Source organism: Nostoc sp. FACHB-892 (genome assembly GCF_014698795.1).
Lineage (GTDB): Bacteria > Cyanobacteriota > Cyanobacteriia > Cyanobacteriales > Nostocaceae > Nostoc.
On the sequence record NZ_JACJTR010000003.1, the window covers coordinates 366,474 to 391,588 of the forward strand.

General features: G+C 41.0%; 20 protein-coding genes. 12 read left to right on the top strand and 8 right to left on the bottom strand.

Annotated features, from left to right (window positions below; genetic code table 11):
* The first annotated feature begins 28 nt into the window (after positions 1 to 28).
* The 3 genes from H6G96_RS06475 (at position 29) to H6G96_RS06485 (ending at position 3,770) form a co-directional block, all read left to right on the top strand.
* Positions 29 to 1,207: a GNAT family N-acetyltransferase gene (locus tag H6G96_RS06475; protein WP_190910736.1), complete on the top strand. Its 1,179-nt coding sequence runs from the start codon at positions 29 to 31 to the stop codon at positions 1,205 to 1,207.
* Between the two features lie 235 nt (positions 1,208 to 1,442).
* Complete coding sequence (locus H6G96_RS06480; RefSeq protein WP_190910672.1) at positions 1,443 to 1,679, top strand: hypothetical protein; 237 nt, start codon at positions 1,443 to 1,445, stop codon at positions 1,677 to 1,679.
* A gap of 801 nt (positions 1,680 to 2,480) precedes the next feature.
* On the top strand, positions 2,481 to 3,770 hold the full coding sequence (locus H6G96_RS06485; RefSeq protein ID WP_190910673.1) for a serine hydrolase: 1,290 nt from the start codon (positions 2,481 to 2,483) through the stop codon (positions 3,768 to 3,770).
* 185 nt (positions 3,771 to 3,955) lie between these two features.
* Here H6G96_RS06485 and H6G96_RS06490 read toward each other — a convergent pair whose 3' ends face one another.
* The gene (locus H6G96_RS06490; RefSeq protein WP_190910674.1) at positions 3,956 to 6,265 is read right to left on the bottom strand and encodes a cytochrome c peroxidase; all 2,310 of its coding nucleotides are present in this window, start codon (positions 6,263 to 6,265) and stop codon (positions 3,956 to 3,958) included.
* Between the two features lie 337 nt (positions 6,266 to 6,602).
* Here H6G96_RS06490 and H6G96_RS06495 point away from each other — a divergent pair, with 337 nt between their 5' ends.
* From H6G96_RS06495 to H6G96_RS06505, 3 genes are all read left to right on the top strand, one after another.
* Positions 6,603 to 7,526: a DMT family transporter gene (locus H6G96_RS06495; protein ID WP_190910675.1), complete on the top strand. Its 924-nt coding sequence runs from the start codon at positions 6,603 to 6,605 to the stop codon at positions 7,524 to 7,526.
* Positions 7,527 to 7,925: 399 nt separating this feature from the next.
* Entirely contained in the window at positions 7,926 to 9,635 is a 1,710-nt protein-coding gene (locus H6G96_RS06500; RefSeq protein WP_190910676.1) for an alpha/beta hydrolase, read from the top strand.
* 491 nt (positions 9,636 to 10,126) lie between these two features.
* On the top strand, positions 10,127 to 10,321 hold the full coding sequence (locus H6G96_RS06505; RefSeq protein ID WP_190910677.1) for a hypothetical protein: 195 nt from the start codon (positions 10,127 to 10,129) through the stop codon (positions 10,319 to 10,321).
* Here H6G96_RS06505 and H6G96_RS06510 read toward each other — a convergent pair.
* On the bottom strand, positions 10,307 to 12,526 hold the full coding sequence (locus H6G96_RS06510) for a bluetail domain-containing putative surface protein (RefSeq protein ID WP_190910678.1): 2,220 nt from the start codon (positions 12,524 to 12,526) through the stop codon (positions 10,307 to 10,309). The two genes, H6G96_RS06505 and H6G96_RS06510, sit on opposite strands and share 15 nt — an antisense overlap.
* Positions 12,527 to 12,828: 302 nt before the next feature.
* Here H6G96_RS06510 and H6G96_RS06515 point away from each other — a divergent pair, with 302 nt between their 5' ends.
* From H6G96_RS06515 to H6G96_RS06530, 4 genes are all read left to right on the top strand, one after another.
* Positions 12,829 to 15,123 (top strand): ATP-binding protein, encoded by a 2,295-nt coding sequence (locus H6G96_RS06515; protein ID WP_190910679.1) that lies wholly within the window; start codon positions 12,829 to 12,831, stop codon positions 15,121 to 15,123.
* A 52-nt stretch (positions 15,124 to 15,175) separates the two neighbouring features.
* Positions 15,176 to 15,631 carry a response regulator gene (locus H6G96_RS06520; RefSeq protein WP_190910680.1) on the top strand — a complete coding sequence of 152 codons (456 nt, stop codon included), beginning with the start codon at positions 15,176 to 15,178 and terminating at the stop codon, positions 15,629 to 15,631.
* Positions 15,632 to 15,914: 283 nt separating this feature from the next.
* On the top strand, positions 15,915 to 17,687 hold the full coding sequence (locus tag H6G96_RS06525) for an ATP-binding protein (RefSeq protein ID WP_190910681.1): 1,773 nt from the start codon (positions 15,915 to 15,917) through the stop codon (positions 17,685 to 17,687).
* 164 nt (positions 17,688 to 17,851) lie between these two features.
* Positions 17,852 to 18,214: a hypothetical protein gene (locus tag H6G96_RS06530; protein WP_190910682.1), complete on the top strand. Its 363-nt coding sequence runs from the start codon at positions 17,852 to 17,854 to the stop codon at positions 18,212 to 18,214.
* A gap of 113 nt (positions 18,215 to 18,327) precedes the next feature.
* Here H6G96_RS06530 and H6G96_RS06535 read toward each other — a convergent pair whose 3' ends face one another.
* From H6G96_RS06535 to H6G96_RS06545, 3 genes are all read right to left on the bottom strand, one after another.
* Complete coding sequence (locus H6G96_RS06535) at positions 18,328 to 18,681, bottom strand: Spx/MgsR family RNA polymerase-binding regulatory protein (protein WP_190910683.1); 354 nt, start codon at positions 18,679 to 18,681, stop codon at positions 18,328 to 18,330.
* A gap of 165 nt (positions 18,682 to 18,846) precedes the next feature.
* Positions 18,847 to 19,860, bottom strand: coding sequence for an alpha/beta fold hydrolase (locus H6G96_RS06540; RefSeq protein WP_190910684.1), 1,014 nt, complete (start codon positions 19,858 to 19,860; stop codon positions 18,847 to 18,849).
* A gap of 180 nt (positions 19,861 to 20,040) precedes the next feature.
* Positions 20,041 to 20,562 (bottom strand): hypothetical protein, encoded by a 522-nt coding sequence (locus H6G96_RS06545; RefSeq protein WP_242063183.1) that lies wholly within the window; start codon positions 20,560 to 20,562, stop codon positions 20,041 to 20,043.
* 416 nt (positions 20,563 to 20,978) lie between these two features.
* Between H6G96_RS06545 and truB the strand changes: the two genes are divergently transcribed.
* Both truB and H6G96_RS06555 read left to right on the top strand, forming a co-directional pair.
* On the top strand, positions 20,979 to 21,863 hold the full coding sequence (gene truB, locus H6G96_RS06550) for a tRNA pseudouridine(55) synthase TruB (RefSeq protein WP_190910685.1): 885 nt from the start codon (positions 20,979 to 20,981) through the stop codon (positions 21,861 to 21,863).
* Positions 21,864 to 21,939: 76 nt separating this feature from the next.
* On the top strand, positions 21,940 to 22,788 hold the full coding sequence (locus tag H6G96_RS06555; RefSeq protein WP_190910686.1) for an alpha/beta hydrolase: 849 nt from the start codon (positions 21,940 to 21,942) through the stop codon (positions 22,786 to 22,788).
* Positions 22,789 to 22,960: 172 nt separating this feature from the next.
* Here the strand turns inward: H6G96_RS06555 and H6G96_RS06560 are convergent, their stop codons facing one another.
* From H6G96_RS06560 to H6G96_RS06570, 3 genes are all read right to left on the bottom strand, one after another.
* Entirely contained in the window at positions 22,961 to 23,263 is a 303-nt protein-coding gene (locus H6G96_RS06560) for a DUF1816 domain-containing protein (RefSeq protein ID WP_190910687.1), read from the bottom strand.
* 86 nt (positions 23,264 to 23,349) lie between these two features.
* On the bottom strand, positions 23,350 to 24,420 hold the full coding sequence (rlmB, locus tag H6G96_RS06565; RefSeq protein WP_190910688.1) for a 23S rRNA (guanosine(2251)-2'-O)-methyltransferase RlmB: 1,071 nt from the start codon (positions 24,418 to 24,420) through the stop codon (positions 23,350 to 23,352).
* 94 nt (positions 24,421 to 24,514) lie between these two features.
* The gene (locus tag H6G96_RS06570) at positions 24,515 to 24,994 is read right to left on the bottom strand and encodes a ribonuclease III domain-containing protein (protein WP_190727697.1); all 480 of its coding nucleotides are present in this window, start codon (positions 24,992 to 24,994) and stop codon (positions 24,515 to 24,517) included.
* Positions 24,995 to 25,115 lie beyond the last annotated feature (121 nt).

Below are 25,115 nucleotides of genomic sequence, written 5' to 3' on the forward strand. Positions count from 1 at the left end.
TTGTGGTTTTGTACTAATGGTAAAAGAGATGACGGCTCAATTTGAATACAGCACTCTCAGCCATCCGCAGGATATTCAGCAGCTGATGTATATCCTTGAGCAGTGTTTTCTCAGCCCACTTAGTGCCGAGGAAGCTTACATCAACCAGATTGGCATCGAAAATTTTCGCATTATTCGGGGATTAGAGCAATTAGCAGGTGGGTTGGCAACTCTGGATATGGGTCAATGGTGGGGTGGTGTGCGTGTACCAATGACAGGAATCGCCGCAGTAGGCATTGCTCCAGAGTATCGCGGTTCGGGAGCTGCGATCGCTCTCATGCAGCACACTCTCAAAGAACTCTATGCAAAAGGTATACCGCTCTCGGCTCTTTATCCAGCAGTTCAAAGCTTGTATCGAAAAGTTGGGTATGAGCAGGGGGGTAGCTGGTGTAATTGGGAAGTTGCTACTAAAAGTATCCAAATGCGGGAGCAACCTCTACCTTTGCAACGAATAGTGAATATCAATCATGAAGTCTTTCATGAACTATATCAGCAGCAGGCGAGACAAACGCATGGATATTTAGATCGGCATCCCGCAATTTGGAAGCGCTTAATCCAGCCAGACGAGAAGGAAACATTTTACGCATATTTTATTGGTAGCAAAGAAAAACCTCAAGGCTATATCCTCTTCAGCCAACATCCAGCAGAGGATGGCGCAATTCTGCGAATAAAGGATTGGGTAATTCTCACAGCTGCGGCTGCACAATCATTCTGGTCTTTTCTTGCCAGTCATCGCTCCCAAATTGACAAAGTGCGATGGAGAAGTTCTGCAATTGATTCCTTGACATTGCTGCTACCTGAGCAAACTGCCAAGCTTAAGAATACGATGCGTTGGATGCTGCGGATAGTAGATGTAGTCAAGGCGCTGGAGATGCGTGGTTATCCATCGGAAATTCAAGCTGAACTGCACTTAGAGATTCAAGATAATCTGCTAGATGCAAACAATGGTAGATTTATTCTTTCTGTCGCCAATGGACGCGGTGAAGTTACAAAAGGTGGAAAAGGTGAGTTACAGCTAGATGTTCGAGAACTAGCACCACTATATACAAGTTTGTTCACACCTTACCATTTGCAAATAGCCGGAAAACTGCATGGGACAGAAACAGCTATTTCAGCAGCTACGCAAATATTTACAGGTGCATCACCTTGGATGGCTGATTTCTTTTAATGTGAGTTTGACGAACCTTTCTCTATGTTGAACTAAAGTTCAAGTCTGTTCTTCTTTTCCCTTAGGTGGAGGGTCAGTTTTAACAAATAGCTCACAACTTATCTGTATTTACCCTGTTCCCATTTAATTCGCTTTGTTAAATAACCTGTAATTTCGTATCAACTCTTTATCATCCAGTTTTAGTTGATACATACTGAAAGCAGTCCATGAATTCTTGATGAGTACAAGGATTTATATGATCAGCAAAATAATCAAAGCTCTAACAACTGACAAAGAAAAAAACCTGCAACCTCCAGTCGAAATGGAGGAACTATCAGACGGAGAAGCTATTAAGGTAGTAGGGGGTGGCGTCACGACGAAGACGATTCCTGTCACCCTACGAGACAAATTACTGTGTGAAATTTACAATTCATTTTACCACCGACCACCTTTGGGGCGCGGGACGTGTGTTGGGTTGTTCACCCATACATAAAGCTCACACCCGCAGATCAAACCTACAACCTCGATTTGCTAGAACAAATTTCTGTACCACTTCTGCTAGTTCAGGGCTTTCCGATACCAGGCACTGCCCAATATTACAAATTGGCAATGATAGTTGACCAGGTGAGCATTTGCGCTTGCCCTTGTGAACCTTCTCCAGCCAGCAGCTTACTACCCCAGTAGGACTTGCTGGCTGTTTTTAGTTTTGGTTTATACCTTTGGCAAAACCCGCGATACTTTTTAGCACATTCATCTAATGTTTTACCTTGACAAGGGGAGGATTAGGGTGGGGTAAAACCCTGGTTAATTAGCTATTTCAGACTTGTGTATACACCGTAGCCTTGACAAGGCGAGAGTTAGGGTAGACGCGGATGGTGATGGTAAGCCAGAGAACTGAATATCACATCATTATAAGGAGGGTTTCACGTTAAGTTGGCACGTATGGGCAATGCCGCCCCTACGGGAAATATATATATGTATTAGGGTTTTAGTGAATGGGTTTTACTTTCTCTCTCCATAAAACATAAATTGGAAACATAATTAATCCTTCGCTCGTCCTTCCGCTAGATTAACAATTTCTGTTGTTGTCAAATCACACCACAAATAAAACTGTCAGCAATTTACTTTAAATAAGTAATAATGATTTATTATGCTTATCTAATCCCAAATATCATCCCCAAAAATAACTCAACGGGATTTGTGACTTTTTCTCCGGAAGTTCAGTATAATCATCAGAAAATAATCTAAGTAAAGCTGATTAGTCGCTCCATACTTGCACACCCACAATCACAACATGAAATCACATCTACTAGCGATTGGCTTAAGCAGTTTGCTTCTAGTTGCAGGCCAAGCTAAAGCCTCACGATTACAGTCTTGGTACTTTGACTCTAAGCAAAACCAATTACACCTAACTACAATTTCTGGAATCCAACCAAAAGCCTTTTTATTAGAGAATCCTAATCGATTGATAATTGACTTACCTGGAACTAGTTTTAATTCAGATACTGTCAAAAAATCTTTTGGTAATGCGATTAAAGAAATTCGCATCGGAAAACCGGACAGTAAAACAACTCGTTTTGTCGTAGAATTAGCTCCAGGTTATCATATCGCTTCCCGTAATATATCCATCAAGGGAGATTCTCGTTCCCATTGGATTGTAAAATTTAACTCATTTGACCGCCAAAATAATAAGACTTCGGGGGATAATCGAGAAAATATTGCTATCAATTCCACAGATGCTTCAACATTTGCGGGAGTTGTCAATCTTGGTCAAGAAATGAAGGGTATCAGTTCTCAAATTCGCGCATTGTTAGCAACTTATAAATCATTAAACCCAGGAATATTTGTTTTAGATTTAGCTACAGGTAACTATATAGATATTAATGGCGAAAAAAGATTTGCTGCTGCCAGTACAATTAAATTTCCCTTGTTAGTGGCTCTTTTCCAAGAAATAGACGCTGGTAGAATTAAACTAACAGATAAATTAGTGATGCGGCGCGATTTAAGGGTTGGTGAAGCCGGAACTATGAAATACAAACCCATCGGCACTAAATTTAGCGTCCTCCAAACTGCTACCTTGATGATGACCATTAGCGATAATACGGCAACAAATATGGTTCTTGATCGCTTGGGTGGTGCAGCAAGAGTTAATCAACGTTTCCGTGGCTGGGGATTGCAAAATACAGCAATTAAGAATTTACTTCCAGACATTCCTGGCAAAAATACAACCAGTTCTAAAGATTTGGTCAGATTGGCAGCGTTAGTTTCTAATAAACGTTTGTTATCCCCAAACAGCCGCAATCAAGTTTTAGGTATCATGCGGCGTGTCAAAACCAATACTTTGCTACCAGCTGGTATTGGCAAAGGAGCTACCATCGCTCACAAAACTGGTACATTGAGATTTATTATTGGTGATGCGGGTATTATTCAAATGCCCAACGGGAAAAGCTATTTAGCAGGTGTTTTGGTGCAAAGACCAAACCACGATCGCAGAGCTGGAGATTTTGTCCGTGAAGTTTCTCGCAGAGTCTACAATTACCTCAACCAAACCACAGTTAGTAATATAGAACCGAGTACTCGTTAAATTGCTCATAATTACCTTATATATAGGGGCGTACAGCTAGCTGTATGCCTCTATATATCTATCCGTATCATACCAATTCACAAAAATCCTGATACATACAGATTTCTCGTAAGGGCATGGCATTGCCATGCCCCTACCAGCGTATTTTTAAAGTGAAATGGTATCAGGTATTTCGAGAAGTGGAATTAACTCAAGAAATTTGGTCTACGACTACCACCATTTCTACCAACAGCAGGAATTTCCAGTAGGCTATCTGTAGCTTTGCCAGTACCGTCATTGGTAACAGAGGTAGAGTTACCTGGATGTCCATTAGGAATGAACAGTTGCGGGTGGTCAAAGGGGGCTTTGTCAGTGACGACTCGCTCATCAGTAAGTCCTTTCAGGAAAGCCACCAAGTCATCTTTTTCTGCTTGGCTTAATCCTAATGGACGCAGAATGCCTTCTTGGCGGAAATCTCCACCACGATTATAGAAGTCTACCACTTGCGGCAAAGTTAAATAACTACCATTGTGGAAGTAAGGAGCGGTGAGTTCTATGTTGCGTAGTCCAGGAGTCTTAAACTGCCCGTCTGTAACTACTTTGTCACTGGAGTTAACTGTAATATTGGGGCTTGAGCCGAGAAGCAATGGGAATTTACCCGAAGCAGCCAGCCGCGACTCCGAAAGCGGATTACCAAATGGGTCTTGACCACCAACACCAATGTCTTCTAGGGTTGGTCTAACGCCGATATTGAAGAAACCTGTGTCCGAGACGGTTCTAGGAGTGGATGTGCTAGCTCTGAGCCTTTGCTTCTTGACGTTGCTAACCGAGGCACTGGTCAGTTCCAACCCACTATGACAGAAGATGCAGGCAGCTTTGCCCTCGAATAGTTGTTTGCCTCGTTGTTGCTGCACGGTGAGGGCGCTGGTGTTTCCTTCTAAGAAGCGATCGTAGGGCGTATTATTGGCAATGAGTGTAGACTCGTATAACTGAACTGCAAGCCCAAAGAACAGCGAGAAGTTATACTCTAACAGTGTGTACTCATTGGTTTTAGAAGAGTTATCAGGCTTGTTGACAAAAGTCCGTTTACCTTCAGCATCAACTTGGATGAGTCGATTAGACTTCCACCACTCCGGCTTAAAGGCATCTTTAATCAGATCCTCGTAGGTTTTATCCTTCAGTCCGGGTTGAGGCGATCTACTGTCTGCACCTAAAACGCTGTCTTGTGGATGCACAACCTGTTTGCCTAGCGGTCTGAGGCTAGTTAACTTTTGCCCCAGTACTCGGGGGAGCTTTGTTCCCCTAATTGACAGAGCATTTTGCACCAGTTCACTGACAGATTTACTATTGTCAATTTGCGCCAACTTACCAGTCAGTTCTTCAACGGAGCTGAGTAGCGGCCCAACCAGAGTATCACCAATATTATCTAGATCATCTAGCGGCAGTTGAGTGAGAGATTTTCTCTTGTCAATTCGCCCGAACTTATCACCAATTTCTTGAAAAGTGCGACCATCAGCAGACGACTCGAAGGAACTGAGTGGCGGGCCGAGCGCCTGAGAAGCCAAAGACGAATTATTCAATCTGATTTTGACAAATTTGAGCTGATTTGGCCTTTCTGCTTTCACCACAGAGGCGTTGGGGTCTCTTAAACCGAAGGGATTCACCCCATTAAAGATATCCTGTGCGCTTCCATCCCAGAAGTTGCGGAAGTTGAATGCTGCATTAATTACGCTTGGCGTGTTACGCGGTTGCACGCGACGCACATTTGTACCTCCCACGTTAAACACCGGATCTAGCTCGGTTTTTACTTCGTCTTCCGCGCTACCAGGTTTAACATCTACAAACTTTGCATTAGAGACTCCCTGAGAGGAACTGACATCGTTACGGTCAGACACAACTGTTGTAGAATCATTTGGGTTTGACAGCTTATGGAAGGGAAAATCTTCTTTTCTTAGCTGGTAATTTGGTGCGCCACCTACATTAAAAGCTGTATCTGGATTCGCTGTACGATCAGCGTTAATCCGCAAAAGCCCAGGAGATATCTGATTTTTGGATCTATTGTCGGCTCCAGCATGGAAGTGACAAGTAGCACAGGAGGTCTGTCCGTCGCTCCCAACCTGCATATCCCAAAAAAGAGTTTTTCCTAATTTGATCGCGGCTACTTTGTTTTTTACAAAATCTCCAAGATTGTCAGGCTCCGGAACCGATACACTCTTAAGCGAAGCTGGCGGTTTCGTAACCTGTGCTGATACACTATTTCCAGCTATTACTGCTGCCAGAATAATGGCAGCAATTGTTATAGTCTTTGAAAATTTTAATTCCGAGCGATTAAGCTTGCCATATCTAAATCTCCACCCTTGGCGCTTTATTTTTGTCACCAAAGATTTGAGCAAAAACCGACCTCTTGAAGTCAGTAACAAGTAAACTAATAAGCCTGTAATAAAAATTACTAAGCTTACTATGGGTAAAATTCCCATATGTTTTTGTACTAGAACAACACCGGGAAAATTATACATCCGTAATTAAATTTCAAATGTAAGATTCTTGTAAAGAATTACAAATATTACAAATTTCATGTAAACAAAAAATTCCATAGGACTACCAATAAATTGAGTAGGGTATAATAAGCTATTCTAGATTTATTTAACTGGCATTAATTAACTAGTACGTCACGGCAGAAATAAGCAGACCATTGAAAATCACAAAAAAGCTTATTCCATAATACTTCTGACTTTTGTATTTTGACTTTGCCTTGTGGTACTAGGCTATTAAAATGCTTTATCTACAAGATTAAGTATGCAAATTAGATATGTTCTAATTTATCATCAGCCCTACTTTAAGTAAAATATTTTAATGTCACTACATCAAAGTTCTGGTCGCTGGCGCTTAGGGCTAGCTTTATCGCTATTAACGGTCTTATTGTGGGGAATTTTACCTATTGCTCTGACGATAACTTTGCAAGTACTTGATGTCTATACAGTCATTTGGTTTCGCTTTTTTATATCTTTCTTACTGCTTGGTGTGTATTTAGGAATACGCGGTAAATTACCAAAGTTAAAACAACTGCGTTCTTCTTCTTGGAAATTATTAGCGATCGCTACACTCTTTTTAGGGATTAATTACTTTCTATTCATGCAAGGTTTAGCACTAACATCGCCTGCAAACGCTGAAGTTCTCATTCAATTATCTACCCTTTTATTAGGTTTTGGAGGGTTAGTGATTTTTAAAGAACGTTATCGGCTGTATCAATGGATTGGTGTAAGTGTAATGGCTTGCGGTTATCTTTTATTTTTTCGAGAACAACTAACAAATTTAATTACAGCACATGGCACATACATACTAGGTAGTATTTTGATTGTGCTAGGAGCAATGGCATGGGCTATTTATGCTTTAGCACAAAAGCAGTTATTACAATCTTTATCTTCCCCTAGTATCATGCTGATTATTTACGGAGGCTGTGCTTTATTATTCACTCCTCTAGCTAACATAAAATCACTTTTTATACTTGATACTTTCCATTTATTAATACTGATTTTTTGTGCTTTGAATACTTTAATCGCTTACGGTGCTTTTGCCGAAGCCTTAGAACATTGGGAAGCATCACGAGTCAGTGCAGTATTAGCTTTAGCTCCCATTGTGACATTAATATCAGTCGCGGTTGTATCAGTTATTGCTCCTAGTTGGATACCATTAGAACACTTCAGCTTCATAGCAATATTAGGTGCGGGTTTAGTAGTTACAGGTTCAGTAGCGATCGCACTGGGAAAAACTAATTAACAAGAATACCTTTCAGGATTTATACTGGCTTTTTCATTGAGTGAATTTGTGCCATCTTCAAAGCTACAATATAAATACTGAGGCAGAGTATTTTTTATTTGTTATGATTTGATAGTGAAGGCAAACTACGAGAGTCAGCCTCTTATAAGATGGATATTTTACCCATCTACTTGACTCTGTAGTATCTGATTTTTGACCTTATAGCCAAGAAGCAAAATTCTTGAAGAAGAATTCAGAAATCAGAATTTAGTAGTCAGAATTAATTATTAGAGCAGTCTAACTCCTAAATTCTGTTTTGATATAAATCCAGGCTAATAACTTTAAGTAAACCAAGCAGGGCGCCCGAATAACTACCAAAGCCAACACCTGATAAAACCAGACCACCGAAATAGTTGAGCGATGAATAGTTTGTTTGGTAATTGGGCCAGCACCCTGAGAAAAAATTCTCTATTGCTGGTTCTTTCAATGGTGCTGCCAACATTTGGAATTAGTAATTCTTTATTGGCAGCAGAGCAGATTTATGCATCTTATTCAGCTTTAGAGCTTTCCATTTCAGTCACTACTTTAGAAAACTACGCTAAAACAGGTGTAATTAACGAAGATTTGGCAGCTTATCAGCAATATCTGCCTCTACAACAGCTTCAAGAATTGCGACAGATTTTACTCAATCGTGTAAAAGTTAGTCCAGTAGTAGTTTCGCAACTTCTCTACACACCGCAAGGAGAATTTTTGCTGCAACGGTTGGCGCGAGTCATTAAAAGCAGTCACCCAGAACCAGGATTTAATACCTTGCGTTCGGCGCTAATTTTAGCTTCTGCGGAATCGGGAGGGTTGACACTTTTGAATGTGTTACGTAAATATCCCGCAAGCAGCATTCGCCTTGATGTCGCAGAGACTTTGGAAATAGCTACGGAATTGGAGAAACTTGTTAACCAAACTCATCTGGCGATCGCAGCAGTTTCCCAAGGGTCTAAAATAGAAGCTGCTACTATCAAACAACCAAATTTATCGCAATTACCTGATTTACAAGTTCCGGGAAAGTTGAAGTCGCAAAAATACACCCTAAAGTTTTTTGACTCAACGCGTAATCGGCTTTTATTAACTGATGTTTATATTCCCAATGTCCAGAATAACGCACCCATAATTGTGATTTCTCACGGCTTGGGTTTAGATAGCAGCAACTTTCAATATTTAGCCACTCACCTAGCTTCTTACGGATTCACTGTCGTCGTTCCCAATCATCCTGGTAGTGATGCTAAACAATTACATTCTATGTTGAATAGACGCACCAGCGAAATAGCAGAACCAAGTGAATTTAAAGACAGACCTCTAGATGTCACATATATCCTGAATCAATTGGAAAAAGATAATCAATCTGATTCACGGTTTAAAGGTCGCCTAAATCTGCAACAAGTGGGAGTATTTGGTCAATCATTGGGAGGCTACACAGCCTTAGCCCTAGCAGGCGCTAAAATCAACTTTGAGCAGCTAGAACAAGACTGTCAACCAGCAGCACTGCAAAATACCTGGAATATGTCTTTACTGCTTCAGTGTCGCGCTTTAGAATTGAGCATCAGCAAATCTGGCAAGGATTATAACCTGCGAGATGAGAGAGTGAAAGCTGCGATCGCAGTTAATCCTATTACTAGTTCTATTTTCGGCAAAGCTGGCTTAAGCCAAATTAAAACTCCAGTGATGATTGTCAGTAGTAGTGATGATACAGTTGCACCAGCTTTATCGGAGCAAATTCTACCTTTCTCTTGGCTTGCAAATTCACAAAAGTATCTCGTCATGCTTGTAGGTGGCACTCACTTTTCCACCATTGGTAATGGCAACCCCGCAAATCAACAAGTAGCATTACCTGCCGATATGATTGGCGATGCCTCCCAAGCGCGTCGTTACATGAATGTTTTGAGTTTACCTTTCTTCCAAACTTATGTTGTCGGAAAACCGCAATATATTTCTTACCTAAACGCCGCTTACACTCAAAGCATTTCTAGTAAGTCGCTTGGTTTGAATCTCGTCAAATCATTCAATACAACCGAATTAGCACAACTGCTGGATATTAAAGGAGCCAAACCCGCAAAAAAAAACTCCCCAACACCATAGTCAGCTTCGGATTTTGGATGTTGGATATTGGTGTTGCATTGCTGCATGTAATGATTTTTATTTGACTTTGTACAAATGTAATTAATCGAAGCATCCCAAATCTATTAGAGCTTACGCAGAATAGATCCCCCAACCCCCTTAAAAAGGGGGCTTTTCAGATCCTCCCTTTTTAAGGGCAGGGCTGTTTCACTCCATTTCAAACAGGATTTGTCAAGATGGTTAGCGAGAAAATTGTAAGTAAGCGTAACGATGAGATGAACATTTAATCACTTAAATATCAGTAAAATAGTTTATTTTCTCGGCACGCGGGTAACAAAATAACCAATTTTTAATTGCTAGAACCCTTGCTTTTAAAGCTCTTTAGGGAATGAAACAGCCCTGCTTAAAAAGGGGGGTTAGGGGGGATCGAGGTTTTAGATTTTCACTGCGTAAGTCCTATCTATAAAGCAATACGCTTGGGTTAATAAAAATTGTAGATTGGGTTAAGCAAAGTGGAATCCAACAAAGCCCCGGAAACGTTGGGTTTCATTGCTCAAGCCAACCTACACAACTTAATTATTAAACGAACCGCCAAGTACGCCTTCTCTGCGAGAGGCTTCCGCCAACGCGAAGCGTCTTGTAGAGAAGAGAGAAGGAGTAATAATTTAGTACAAGCTTATAGAGAATTGGTATTAGACAATCGCTAAATTAGTTAAGTCGCCTTTATAGCCACTAATCTCAATAACAGCATCCGTGAGGGCAGAAAATCCATTAGTACTATCATTGAGTGCTACAAAAGTCCGCCCATTACTGCTTGTACCTAAGGTAAAAGTTGCAGCACCTTTAGCCACAAAAGCAGTTGTAGTCAATATTTGTTGTACGTCTGACAGATTCAAACTTGCAACAGGGCCAAGTTGAAGCAAATTGGTGGTAGAAACTGCATTTAGACCATTAATTTTATCTTCATCGATTTTCAAGTCAGTAATTTTATCAAAACCATACAGCAGCGAATCACTTAGGTTATTGATTACAAATTTATCATTCCCATAACTGCCTGTCAGGGTATCACTACCAGCGCCACCGTTGAGGATGTCATTACCGTTACCACCAACTAGCTTGTCATTTCCTGCTAATCCAAATAGTTTATTGTTGCCGTTTTTCCCGAAAATTTGGTCATTGCCAGTTCCACCAGTGAGTGTATCTTTACAGTTGCTATCGTATAGGGTTTTGTTCGGTACATTTGCATCGTTGGTGGTTGTACTGAGCAGTTGACCGTTGGCATCATATAAATAACTGGCAACTGCATCAATAATACCATCGCTGTTATTGTCAATATCTGCTGAAGTCAGTTTGCCATTGGCATCGTAGTTGTAAGTGGTAATCTCGTCACCGAGGCTATCATTATTTTTGTCAACTACCTGTGCAGTGAGTTTGCCCTTAGCATCGTAAGTGTAAGCAGTTACCTCATCAATGATGCCATCACGATTATTATCAATCTTTTGTGTAGTTAGTTTTCCCTTAGCATCATAGCTATAGATACCAACCGCATCAATTACACCATCATTATTGAAGTCATAACTGGCGGTTGTGCGTCCATAGGTATAGGTTACAACATCATCAACTATGCCGTCGGTCTTGAAATCATAGGGAGGATTATTAATTTCGCTATCGCCTTTGTAGTCACTGCTATAAAATGTCAGATTCCCGTTGGCATCATAAGTATACTTTCTGAACCTATCAGCTATGCCGTCGCCATTGTAGTCTTCACTTTCGGATGTTTTGTTACCGTTGGCATCATAAGTATAGGTATAGACATAATCAATTAAGGGGTAGCCAGTTTCGCTAATAATGGCATAATCAGCTATGCCGTTGCCGTTATAGTCTGTGCTTTCCGATGTCAGGTTGCCGCTGACATCATAAGTATAGGTTGTGACCCTATTACGGCTGCCGTAAGCGTTGCTGAAGGTATACTCTGTTTCTGATGTTTTGTTGCCCTTGGCATCATAAGTATAGGTTGCGACATAATCAGCAATGCCGTCGCCATCGCCGTCAAGAGTTTCTGATGTTTTGTTGCCCTTGGCATCATAAATATAGGTTCTGACATAATCAGCAATGCCGTCGTCGTTGTAGTCACTACTAGATGTAAGATTGCCCTTGGCATCATAAGTTTCGACATAATCAGTGATGCCGTCGCCCTTGTCGTCACGACTAAAGGATGTCTTGTTACCGTTGGCATCATAAGTAGAGATTCTGACCTCATCGGCAATGCCGTCACCGTTGTTGTCAATACTTTCGGATGTCAGGTTGCCCTTGGCATCATAAGTATAGGTTCTGACATAATCAGCAATGCCGTCACCGTTGTTGTCAATACTTTCGGATGTTTCCTTGCCGTTGGCATCATAAGTATAAGTATAAAAAGTATAAGTATCGACATCAGCAATGCCGTCGCCGTTGTCGTCAAGACTATAGGATATCTGGTTGCCCTTGGCATCATAAGTAGAGGTTCTGACATAATCAGCAATGCCGTCGCCGTTGTCGTCACGACTATAGGATGTCTCCTTGCCGTTGGCATCATAAGTATAAGTTTCGATATAATCGGCGAGCCCATCGCCGTTAGTGTCACGATTTAAGGATGTCTGCTTACCATTGACATCATAAGTAGAAGTTTCGACATAATCAGCGATGCCATCGCCGTTGCTGTCACGACTCAAGAATATCTGCTTACCCCTAGCATCATAAGCAGAGGTTCTGACCTCATCAGCGATGCCGTCGCCGTTGTAGTCAGAGCTTACGGATGTCAGGTTATAGCCGTAGTTAATAACTGAGTCTATTGTCCCATCACTGTTGTTGTCTATGCTCTGGGATATGAGTTGACCGTCGGCATCGTAAGTATAAGTTGTAGTTGAGGTCATAAACTTATGTTCCTAAATAAATATTTGTATAGCTCCAGTTGTGAAGTGGTATGTCTTTTAATCACATTTATTATTTTTTTAAGAGCAGTAGCGAAAATACTGAATATCAACATTCTAACAGCATCATAAATGCTTTACAGTCGATTATGAATCCAGTAATTACTCGGTTGCAGTAAATACCCTTATTCTGTTGATAAAATTTACAAAAAAATTCCTCACATTCATCCTTATCGGCATATACTTTAAAGAAATGTGACATTTAATTGCGCTATTGTAAAAATCAGCTTTACATAAGTTGATTTATGAGCCAGCCTGAAAATACTATTACCCAAGCTACTGCTCTGACTAACCACGATCGCAAACCTATTCACATACCTGGCTCTATTCAACCTCATGGCGTTCTACTAGCACTCAGTACCCAGCTAGAGATAGTGCAAGTTAGCAATAATACCCAAGCATATTTGGGCAAAGAGCCAGAAGATTTGCTTGGTAAACCATTGAGCCATTTGCTAGAAGCTCAACAAATGGAAGCTGTAAAGCAGTGCTTGGCAAAAAAAATTGGCATTGCTAATGCTTTTAAAGTATCAATAAACACTTTGCATCAGGAACGATACTTTGACGGCATTGTTCATCGTACAGAAGAGGCTGTGATTCTGGAGTTAGAACCGACTGACTCAAAATCTGAGATGAGTTTTTTAAACTTTCATGCTTTGGCGGGTGAAGCGATCGCAAAAATGCAAAGAACATCAAACCTGATAGAATTTTTGCATATAGTGGCACAAGAAGTCCAAAAAATCATCGGTTTTGATCGGGTAATGGTCTATAAATTTGACCAGTCGGGAGCGGGTTCTGTTATTTCAGAAGTTAAACGGGAAGATTTATCCCCTTATTTAGGACTCCACTATCCCGCTACAGATATTCCAGCACAAGCTAGGGAGTTATACACGCGCTGCTTTCTCCGATTTCTTCCCGATTTGACAGCCGAACGTGTTCAGCTAGTTCCACCGGAAAATCCGACAATACATCAGCCTCTTGACTTAAGTTACTCTCTGCTACGAAGTTTTGATTCATGTTGTGCTGAATATCATCAAAATATGGGAGTAAAAGCTCTTTTGGTGATTTCGCTCATTCAAGAGCAGAAGCTTTGGGGATTAATATCTTGCCATCATTTAACACCAAAGTATATTTCTTACGAAGTCTGCAAGATGTGCGAATTTTTGGGACAGATTGTGTCTACTGAATTAGCGCATAAAATTAGTTATTCGGAATGGAACTATAAGGTAAAACTGAAATCACTACAGGCTGATTTTTTAGAGTCTATTTCTCAGGCAGATAATTTTATCGATGCCTTAATTAAACCTGAAATCCGCTTGCTGGATCTTGTTAGTGCCTCTGGAGCGGCAGTTTGTCTGGATAATGAAATTAACCTTGTGGGAGCAACACCAAATATTGATGAGGTGCGGGCGTTAATTGAATGGGCAGATACTCAAGTTAGTGACAACCTGTTTTTCACTGATTCTCTGCCGAAGCTTTATCCAGAGGCGCTCATCTTTAAAGATACTGCCAGTGGCTTGCTGCTACTGCGAATTTCTAAAGTCCGACGCTATTATATTCTTTGGTTTCGCCCTGAAGTTATCCAAACGGTAAACTGGGCGGGTAATCCCAACGAATCTATTCAAGCTCAGACGGATGGTAGCTTTATTCTATGTCCACGAAAATCCTTTGAACAATGGCAAGAAACGGTTAGATTAACTTCTCTACCTTGGGAAACTTGTGAACTTGAGAGTGCGATCGCTCTGAGTAATGCGATCGTTGGTATTGTACTATCTAAGGCGGATGAGTTAGCTAAAATAAACCTAGAATTAGAGCGCAGCAACCGGGAATTAGCCTCCTTTGCCTACGCTGCTTCCCATGACCTCAAAGAGCCTTTGCGGGGAATTTATAACTTCTCGACGGTGCTGCTAGAAGACTATGCCCAAGTATTAGATGATGACGGAATAGAGTGCTTGCAAACAGTAGTTTCCTTATCTGTACGCATGGAAACTCTTATTAATGCACTACTGCGACTCTCGCAGTTAGGACAAGCGCAACTGCGAGAGCAAGTAACTGACCTCAATGAATTGCTCAACCAAGTAATTGAAGTCTTTCGTGCTAGTCGCCAAGACTCTGCGCTTGTGGATATTCGCATTCCTCGGCCTTTACCAACAGTTCAGTGTGACCGAGTTCTCGTTAATGAAGTCTTTAGCAATCTCCTGGGCAATGCGTTTAAATACAACGATAAGCCAGAGCAATGGGTTGAGATTGGCTACCTTTCTCAAGCAGAAGGGGGACAAGGGGACAAGGAGAATACCCCATGCCCAATGCCCCATGCCCAATCCCCAATCTTCTATATCCGAGATAACGGTATTGGCATTCCACAACATCACTTAGAAACTATCTTTCGACTATTTAAGCGGCTGCACTCGCAGGAAAAGTACGGTGGAGGAGCAGGTGCAGGATTAGCTATTGTTAAGAAGATTGTTGAGCTTCATAATGGCCAAATTTGGGTTGAATCTACTGTAGGCGTTGGCTCGATTTTCTATTTCACCCTGGAATAGTTTAAGATAATAACCAAATATGTATTTTTGTTAAGTTCTTTTAAGACCACGAATGACAAAAAAACTTCATGAACCGCTGCTCGTTGTTGAGGACAGCAATGAAGATTTTCGGATGCTACAACGTCTGATGCGGCGCATGTCCGTCCAGAACCCCATACATCGTTGTACTAATGGGGATGAGGTTTTAGAGTTCCTCCATCAACAAGGAAGCGAAGCCTTACGCAACTCTAAAGTAGCACTACGACCTTCTGTTATCTTACTCGATCTGAATTTGCCAGGTATTGATGGCCGTGACATTTTAGACCGGCTCAAGCAAGATAAGAGTTTCAAGGAAATCCCCATCGTTGTTTTTACTACATCATCTAACCCCAAGGATATTGAACTGTGCTACCAAAAGGGCGCAAATGGATATCTGGTAAAGCCGATGGATGCTCAGGAACTAAAAAAGACGATTCAAGCATTTGTGGACTATTGGCTTGAAGCGAATATGCCGCCAGTCTTGGATTAATTTGTTTATTTTCTGTCGATGAGGCAGTAGGGAAAAAAGGATAACAAAGGAGACGGCTCAGAGGACACAGAGACATTTTCCTCTTTGAGTCACTGTGTCTGCTTGTCTCTTTTAAATGCATTTTTCCCACTTTCTTGTTTTATGAATATTTGTATTGCTTTAGAATTACTAAAGAATTTAGATTTTATTTACACTTAATTTTATATTATTTTTAGAATTATGCAATAAAAACACAGTCTGGATAAAAGGGATCTACATGGCTCCCTGAACCTCATACTTATATATGTTGGACACATGGACGCTACTCATCATCGATGATTGTGCAGCAGATCGAAAAATCTATCGTCGATATCTGTTGAAAGATCCGCACCAGTCCTACCAAATTTTGGAGGCAGACTGTGCAGAAGAAGCACTTGCTTTGTGCCAAAAAATGCGCTTTGATGTCATCCTCCTGGATTTTTGCCTACCTGATATGAGTGGGTTAGAACTCTTCGAGCAGATGCAGCAGGAGATATTGGAGACATCTGTACCTGTGATTATGTTGACAGGGCGTGGCGATGAAGAAATAGCTGTGCAAGCAATGAAACAGGGTGCTTTGGATTATTTGGTCAAGCAAAATCTGACACAGGATGTGCTGCAAATAACAGTCCGCAACGCCATCAAGCAATCGTGCTTGCAAGCCCAACTCAACAAAACTCAGGAGCGACAACGCTTAATTGCCACAACTGCTTTACGAATTCGCCAGTCTCTTAACCTAAAGGAAATTTTGAATACGGCTGTAACTGAGGTACAGCAACTTTTGAAGTGCGATCGCGTGATGGTGTATCAGTTCGCCCCAGATAGCGACGGTAAAATAGTTGCCTCTTCAGTTGAGTCATACCGCACTGTAACATTGTGCGATCGCGTCGGGATACGTGAAGAAGCAGGGGAGCAGGGAGCAGGGAGCAGGGGGAAAATTCCTCTTCTTTGCACCCTTCCCCATATCCAATCCCCAATGCCCAATACTTCTCTACGAGAGGCTGCGCCAACGGCTTCTGTGCTTCTCCGTAAGAGTACGCTCAGTACAAGTCCTCAATCTTCAATTCCTTATAACTATGAGTTTGGCTTGTGTAATTGTCTCAGCCTGAAAGAGCAATTTAATACTAAGGCAAATCTGGTAGTTCCCATTAATCTGAGTAACAATGGGAACCCAACCCCCATACTTTGGGGTTTGTTGATTGCTGACCATAATTCCGGGGAACGAGAGTGGCAAACTGATGATGCCCAAATGCTCAATGAAGTTTCAGTGCAACTAGCGATCGCTATCCAACAAGCGGAATTGCTAGCCCAAACTCAAGCAGCGCTTGCCAAAGAAAAGCAACTCAATGTATTTAAATCTCAAATCATTGCAACGGTTTCCCATGAGTATCGAACGCCACTAACTTCAATTCTTGCAGCTGCATCAACTTTGGTAAAACATAGCCAGCAACTGGATGAGTCTAAACAACAGAGGTTTTTGGGAATCATTGAACAGAAAGCAAGGTATATGTCCAAACTTGTGGATAATATGCTTTTAGTTAACCAATTTGAACTGGAAAAACCCAAGATTAAGCCTATTCTGCTCGATCTACTGCAATTTTTTTCTGAGCTAATAGAACAAGAGCGAGAAACAGTAGGCGATCGCCACGAATTGATTTTTAAAATTACTGGTAATAACCAGGGCTTTTGGGGCGATCGCGGGCTTTTGCAGCAAATTTTTACTAACTTAATATCCAATGCAATTAAGTACTCTCCAGATGGAGGTACTGTAGAATTCCACCTGATCGGTAAAGAATCACAAGTAATCTTTTATATCAAAGATCAGGGAATTGGTATCCCAATGGCAGATCAAGAAAATTTGTTTCAATCCTTCAGCCGTGGAAGTAATGTTGACACAATCCCCGGTACAGGATTAGGGCTAGCGATCGCTAAAGCTTGTGTCGATTTACATGGTGGTGATATCACCTTGTCTAGTCAAGTAGGGCAAGGAACTACAGTTACAGTTAGCTTACCAAAGGCCTATTCATTTGCCCCATAACAAATGCACATCATTTGGTTGCCCATCATAGTCAGCATCTTCAAATTTCATATAAGTACTTTCATTACTTTTGCGGTACTCAAGTTTGTGAATTCTGAACTACATAGTTACTCAACTTCAGTATTAAATAAAATTAGTAACAATAGTCTAGGAAAAGCAAAGACGTGAACCGTTTCAAAAAGCTATCCTTAATCGCATTTCTGCTATTAGCCTTCGTGTACCCACCTGCTTTAGCTGAAGCCAAAGATAATACTTTAGATAATGTTCTCAATGAACATCTTGATGTAAAGACAAAATTAATTGGAGAGCAAAGTGAAGAGCTTTTGTTAGCTCATCGACGGACTCGACGACGTTATCATAGACGGCAACGGACTAGACAATATTATTATCAACGCCAGCGTAATCGACGACATTATTATAGACGACGCTATCGCTCTATACGTTATCACGGACAACCATATCGTCATGGACAATGGGAACTTGTGCGTGATCGTCATGGGCGATTAATGTATCATTGGCAGCGTTAATAGTAAACTTTATACCCAATTTCCTCAGAGACTATTTATGCGTAAATCCTAATATAGGCAGACTTGTTCGAGATAATTTAACCTCGATCTCACCAAATTGCGTTGCTCCCTAACTAAAACCCTAATTTTTCTTGAACGATTGCCTCATCTTTAAAGCCGACCAGCACAGCTGTTCCATCTTTAACGAAAAGTGGACGTTTGAGCAGCATTGCGTCGTGAGTAAATGCATCAATCCACTGTTCATCCGTCCAAGTCTTTTTTTGATCTCCTAAAGCGCGGTAGGATTGACCGGAGGTATTTCGCATAGGAGCAAAACTCAAAGACTTTACCCAGTTTTGGATCTGTTCACGGGTCGGCGGAGTCTCTCTGGTGTTGATAAACTCATAGTTAATTCCCTTGTCTTGGAGCCACGTCAAAGCTTTTTTACAAGTGCCGCAGTTTGGAATGCCGTAGACTTGAATAGACATAAAACAATTAAAACAATCTCCATATATGACATAGCTAGTGTAACTTCTGCCATTGAATCTCTGCGGCAGAAATTTATAGCGATCGCTCGAAAGCGACTAATGCCTATACTGAACTACACATATTTTTTGAGTCTCTTCGTTTTTTTTGCAAAATTGGGATGCTCACTAGGAATCTGGATTGATGCATTTGAGATGCTCACAGCCAAAAGCTTGAGTCATCATTGCAGATAGCTGTTGAGAAACTTGCCTATCAAAGTTCAGTTCTCGCATGATTTGGTCATGGGCTTGTCCCTGGGTGATCCGCTTTGCCATTTGCTCAAACTCTATCCAAGTCAAATCACTCTCAACAAATGCTTTCGCAAGGGTAATTATCAGTTCTTCATAATCATTGTCTTCCAGTTTCGTCATCATTCGGTGTTCGATTTGAAGGGAATCATCGAAACAGTAATACCAAGATTTTGGTTGCTGCTTAAGTACTCTTCGGAAAAAATCTTGCTGTTTCGGGCGACTAACAGCATGATCTGCTTCACTACATACCATTAAGATAGGGGCAGAAACACAGCCTTGAGCCTTTTCTAAAACCTGATATCCTAATTCTAGAAATATCCGTAATGCCTTAATACGAAAACCTTTATAACCAAAATTACCAGGTGCATCTTTGTTGAACCATTCAAAGTAAATTGGCAAGATTTTTATAAGTAAATCGAATAGTGAATAACGATTACCCAAGTAAGGCGTGAACAATAAGGTGCAGTCAATCTGCTCAGGATGCTCTAAAGCTAACCAAGCAGCTAAAGTTCCACCAGTCGATAATCCACCAATCACAACTTCTTGACCTAGCGTTTTTGCAATCTGCAACCATTTAATTACAAATTCTTGATAAATCTTAATATCTGTTGGCAGAGGTGGAGGGTTTTGATGCCTCCAGTCACCGGAGCGTCCATGACCGGGTTGTAAAGGAATCAAAACATTATATCCCATGTTAAAAAAGGCTTTACCAAGCGGCTCGAACTGGTAAGGGCCTGCTGTAAAACCATGCAAAAATAAAAAAACTTTTGATCTAAAGTCAGGGTAAATCAAAAATTTGGAACGACAGGCTTCATTCTTTAGACCCAATGTAGATTCTAATTGGTGAACTTGCTCCAGGATTTCTGCTGTTTTTTGAATGCCAGTTTTCATTGATTCCCGGTCATATTTACAGATATCAACTTATTTTATTAATTTAATATTTACTACGTATCTAGCAGAGGATATATTGTTATTTAGCCTGTTGGAAGTATTAATTCTCCAACCCCTACCCTATGAGTAGATTTAGGGTAGGGAGTGCCGCTATGGGTTTAAAAATAAATCTTGTAATTGTTAATCTTGAATTTCTATCTTCCTAATCAGCCATTCTTTGATTGTTTTGCCGCAAGGCTCAGAACTTTGGCAATCACTGACATTCTCTAGATCATAAGACATTTTTACTTTTTTATTGACGTATTTATCTTGTTCACAAATTTCAAATGTTGCACCGACACCTTCATACAACTTACCCTTTTCATCTACAACAGTAACATAGCATTTTAAGTCTCCATTTTGCATATCTTTAATCGTACCAAATATTGGGTTATTGTTATCAATCTCATTAGGTTTACTATTTTTAATAGATGGATTGTTCTTTGATGCTGAATTACTAACTTTTTTATTAATTTCGGTATTATCTAGGTGATTTGTGGAAGTAGATTTAGAATTAACTTGGATAGATGGTGCAGTATTTGCTTGATTAGCCTTATTCTGTTGAGAAGCACTCTTGTCAGGTTCGCTACAACTCACAATCAACATAGAGCAAAAAAGCAGTGTAGTAGTAAAGATTGTTTTTTTCATTTTATTTATATTCATGAAAGCCTATGAATGGTTGATTTGATAAAAGTGTTAGACCAATAGTCAATCCAGCAGTTATTTTGGTAGTTAAAGCAAAATAAGAAAATCCTCCCTTCTTTGAGTCACTCATAGAAACACCAAAAAACCAAAGTCAAGCGCAATTGCCTAACCTCAAAGCATAAGGAAAAGCTCTATTAAGTTTTCTATAATATTTCTTTATTTACTACGATTTTATGTGTTGTAATTTATAAGTAACAACGTGGTATTTACTGAATACATTTTATATGTATTATTCGGTAAAGGGCTTAGAGAATGTCTTTAACCTGATTAATTTGTATAAATTAATGCTTATTTAAGCCTTGATTGCTAAATATTAATGCTTTGAGCATTAAATGAGTATTTAATAGAGTTTAGAAGCTGTAAGTATTTATTCTGTGTTATTTCAAGGTTTTATCAACTTAAACAAACCATTTGGCTGGACTTCCCACGACTGCGTCGCGCGGGTGCGAAAATTGTTGCGCCTCAAACGTGTAGGACATGCGGGAACCTTAGATCCAGCTGCTACAGGGGTTTTACCAATCGCCCTTGGTAAAGCCACAAGATTATTGCAATATCTGCCAGAGAACAAAGGTTATAAAGCCACTATTCGGCTGGGTGTGCGTACCACAACCGATGATTTACAAGGCGAAATCATCACTTCACAACCTTGTGCTGGATTGAGTTTGGCACAGGTGAAAAGTGTATTACCACAATTTGAAGGCAAGATTGAGCAAATACCACCTAGTTACAGTGCAATCCAGGTGGATGGTAAACGTCTCTACGACTTAGCACGCCAAGGGATAACGGTGGAAGTTCCAGTGCGAACAGTAGAAGTTTTTCAGATAGATATTTTGGACTGGAGAGAAGGAGATTTTCCCGAATTGGATGTGGCGATCGCCTGTGGTTCTGGTACATATATTAGAGCGATCGCTCGTGACTTGGGTGCAATTTTAGAAACTGGTGGCACTCTTGCCGCTTTGATTCGCACCCAAAGCAGTGGCTTCGATCTAACAGATAGTCTCACTTTGACCGACCTAGAAGCCAAACTGCAAGCGGGGACATTTCAGCCTTTTGCCTCTGATGCAGCCTTGAAACATTTGTCATCTGTTACTTTACCAGCAGCATCTGCTCAAAAATGGTGTCAAGGTCAACGAATTTCTCTAACTTTCGATGTTTCTGAAATAGTACGAGTTTATGATGAAGAGACTCGTTTTTTAGGTATTGGGCAATTACAAGATGAAGTGTTGATTCCCCAAATGGTTTATGAACCAATTTCTTAAAATTGTAATAATTTGAAGGTTTTAATTTGAACACATTTGGCTATCAAGTATGGTGGGAGTCTCTTGGGGGTGCTAGATGAGCGATCACCATCCTACCACTGCTGCACGTCTCAATGTCTACATCCAAGGTCAAGGATTCCCCATTCTGGGCTTACATGGTCATCCTGGTACTGGTCGTAGTCTTTCTGTCTTTACCAATCATTTATCAAAACGTTATAAAACTTTTGCCCCTGATTTACGTGGATACGGCAAAAGTCGCTGGAATGGCAATTTTGAGATGAATGACCATTTGACTGATTTAGAAGCCCTCCTAGACCGCTTTGAGATTGAAAAGTGTCTAGTATTAGGATGGTCACTTGGGGGCATTCTGGCAATGGAACTGGCATTACGTTTGCCAGAGCGGATTACAGGGCTGATTTTAGTGGCGACAGCCGCAAAACCCCGTGGCAGTCATCCTCCTATCACTTGGCAGGATAATTTATATACTGGCGTTGCTGGCCTACTAAACTATATAAAACCGAGTTGGCAATGGAATATTGAAACTTTTGGTAAGCGATCGCTTTTCCGCTATCTAATTCAACAACATACATCTACCACTTACAACTACATTGCGACTGAAGCAGTACCAGCTTATTTACAAACCTCTCCTGCTGCTACTCGCGCCCTTTCCAGTGCAATTCAATCGGGATACAACCGACTTCTAGATTTGCAACAAATACAATGTCCTGGTTTAGTACTTGCTGGTGATCAAGACCGCCACATCACATCTGATTCCAGTTTAGAAACTGCTCAACACCTGAACAATTCTCAGTGGCAGTGCTATCCTAACACTGCCCATCTTTTTCCGTGGGAAGTTCCCCAGCAGGTGCTGAATGATATTGACCATTGGCTGGAAGAACATCCGCAGGTAGTTGGTAGTCAATAGTCGAATATTTTAAAAATTTTGACTATTGACGAAGGAGAAATGGAGAGTGAAGATGTGGTGACGCGGTGAGTGGAAAAGATGCAATAACACGGTAAAAGAATTCTCTCTCAGTGTCTCCGTGTTTTTGCGTCCCTGCATCCTCGCATCCTGTTCATTCTCTGGCCTAACTAACTTAAATTTGACCGCCAAAGGCAGGCTGTACTTTGCGGTCAAATCTTTCCCCCAAGTCTTCAGCAATTGTTAAGGTGTTAGGTTTGCAACGCTTGACATTTACAGCAATTCCCGTTGCTCCTTCGATCTCCAAATCTTCTATATATCCAATGCTTGACAATCTTGCTTCAGAAGAACTTAGAAATGGCCCGAAGTAGTATGTGCAACGGGGATTTTGCGTCACGATCTCTACCCACCAAGCCAAGCCGAGGGAGTCGAATGTGTTAAGTAACACTTCCTTGAGGTTATGCCAAATGGTTTTCATGGTTTTCGCGAGTTTATAAACGTCTACAGGGTGTTAAACGATATGTTGCTTTATTATCTTTTACATTTCTTTATACTCTGTTAGGGTTATTTTTTCAAAGAATTTTTTTGTAATTTATCTAGGTGGAGGGTATTTAGCGATCGCTGGCGGTAAATTTCATAAAGTGTCATACCTGCTGCTACAGAAGCATTGAGGCTGGGAGTCTTACCTTGTAGAGGAATCGATACCAAGAAATCACAGGAACGTTGAGTCAACATACTCAGACCTTCACCTTCTGAGCCGATGACCAAAACGATTGGGCCAGTGAAATTTACTGTGTGTACGGGTTCGCTACCACTTGCAGCAGTGCCATAAATCCAATAGCCAGCTTCTTTTAACTCTTCTAAGGCGCGGCTGAGGTTAACAACTCTAGCTACAGCAAAATTTTCTAAAGCGCCTGCTGCGACTTTCATAACGGTGGAGGTGATCCCAGATGCTCTTCTTTGAGGAATCACCAAACCTTGAGCGCCTATTGCTTCGGCGGTGCGAATAATTGCTCCTAAGTTGTGGGGATCAGTAATTCCGTCAGCCACTACAATTACGGGATCGGTTACAGCTTTTGCCTGTTCAATTAGATCGGGTAATTCGATGTAGGCGTAAGGAGCAACTTGTGCCGCCACACCTTGGTGATTGGCCCCGTTGGTGAGATAGTCTAAGCGCTTAGGTTCAACCTCATCAATAACTGTGCCATTTTCCTTCGCTTGGAGGAGAAAATGGTGAAAGCTGGGGTCGTAGCGCAGACGGGTAGTAATCCAGAGACGGTTGAGATTGCGCTGATTTTGCAACGCACTCAATACTGGATGACGACCATAGATGAGATCGTTATCTTCTTCTATGGGTTGTGTAGATACAGGCGGCTGGGAAAAGTTATTATTTCGTTGGCGCGAGTTGCCAGAAATCGGGTTGCTATCTATTTTTTTGGGATTGCGGGTGGGATTAGCAACATCTATTTTCCTGGGATTGCGAGTGGGATTAGCACCAGAAATCGGGTTGCTATCTACTTTCCTAGGATTGCGAGTAGGATTAGTAACAACACGCTTACCCTGAATTTTTACGGGTTGCCCACGATTGGGTTCATTAGTGGAAGTCTTGATGATTTTTCTCGGTTTATTCTGCATTTGAGTTATAGATATAGCGTATGGTTGAACATACGATTACCTGAATTTCTAAAACCTAATCTACTGCTTTACCTATTGTTGTGAAATTGAGCTTTCACCCTTTTTCTACATGAAGCATTTGCAACAGTTCGGTTAGACGCTGGTAATCGGTGAGATATAAGTAGCCTATTAAGGTTTCTAGACTAGTTGCCTGTTGATAAATTTCGGGATTAAGTCGCTTAGGGCGTCCTGTAGCGGCGTTTCTACCCCGTCGGACAATTTCTAATTCGGTGTCCCTTAAATGAGGAACCAGCGATCGCAAATGTAGCGCTTGTGTTTCCGCTCTTACCTGCTCCACTACCAAACGGTGGTAAATTCCTGACCGCTGCAATGGCAGCAGATAGAACATTCTAACATACAACTCATAAATTGCATCCCCCAAATATGCTAAAGCAGTAGGAGAAATTTGTTGCACTTGTGAGAGGGAAATCTGTTGGAATGGCGCTGTGGTTGTCAAGAGTGCTTGAGTCCAAGATAAACTCTGTTTAGGAGTTTCATCTTGTGTATCTAATAGCTCTTCCTCCTGTGACTTCACAATAAATCATTCCTTGACGGGCTACATTTGGCAGGCATTTTTTGCAAAGACTGATTTTTCTGAAGTAAGCCATAATACCATACTTAGCATAATCAATACTATCAGAAATACTTACCAATTC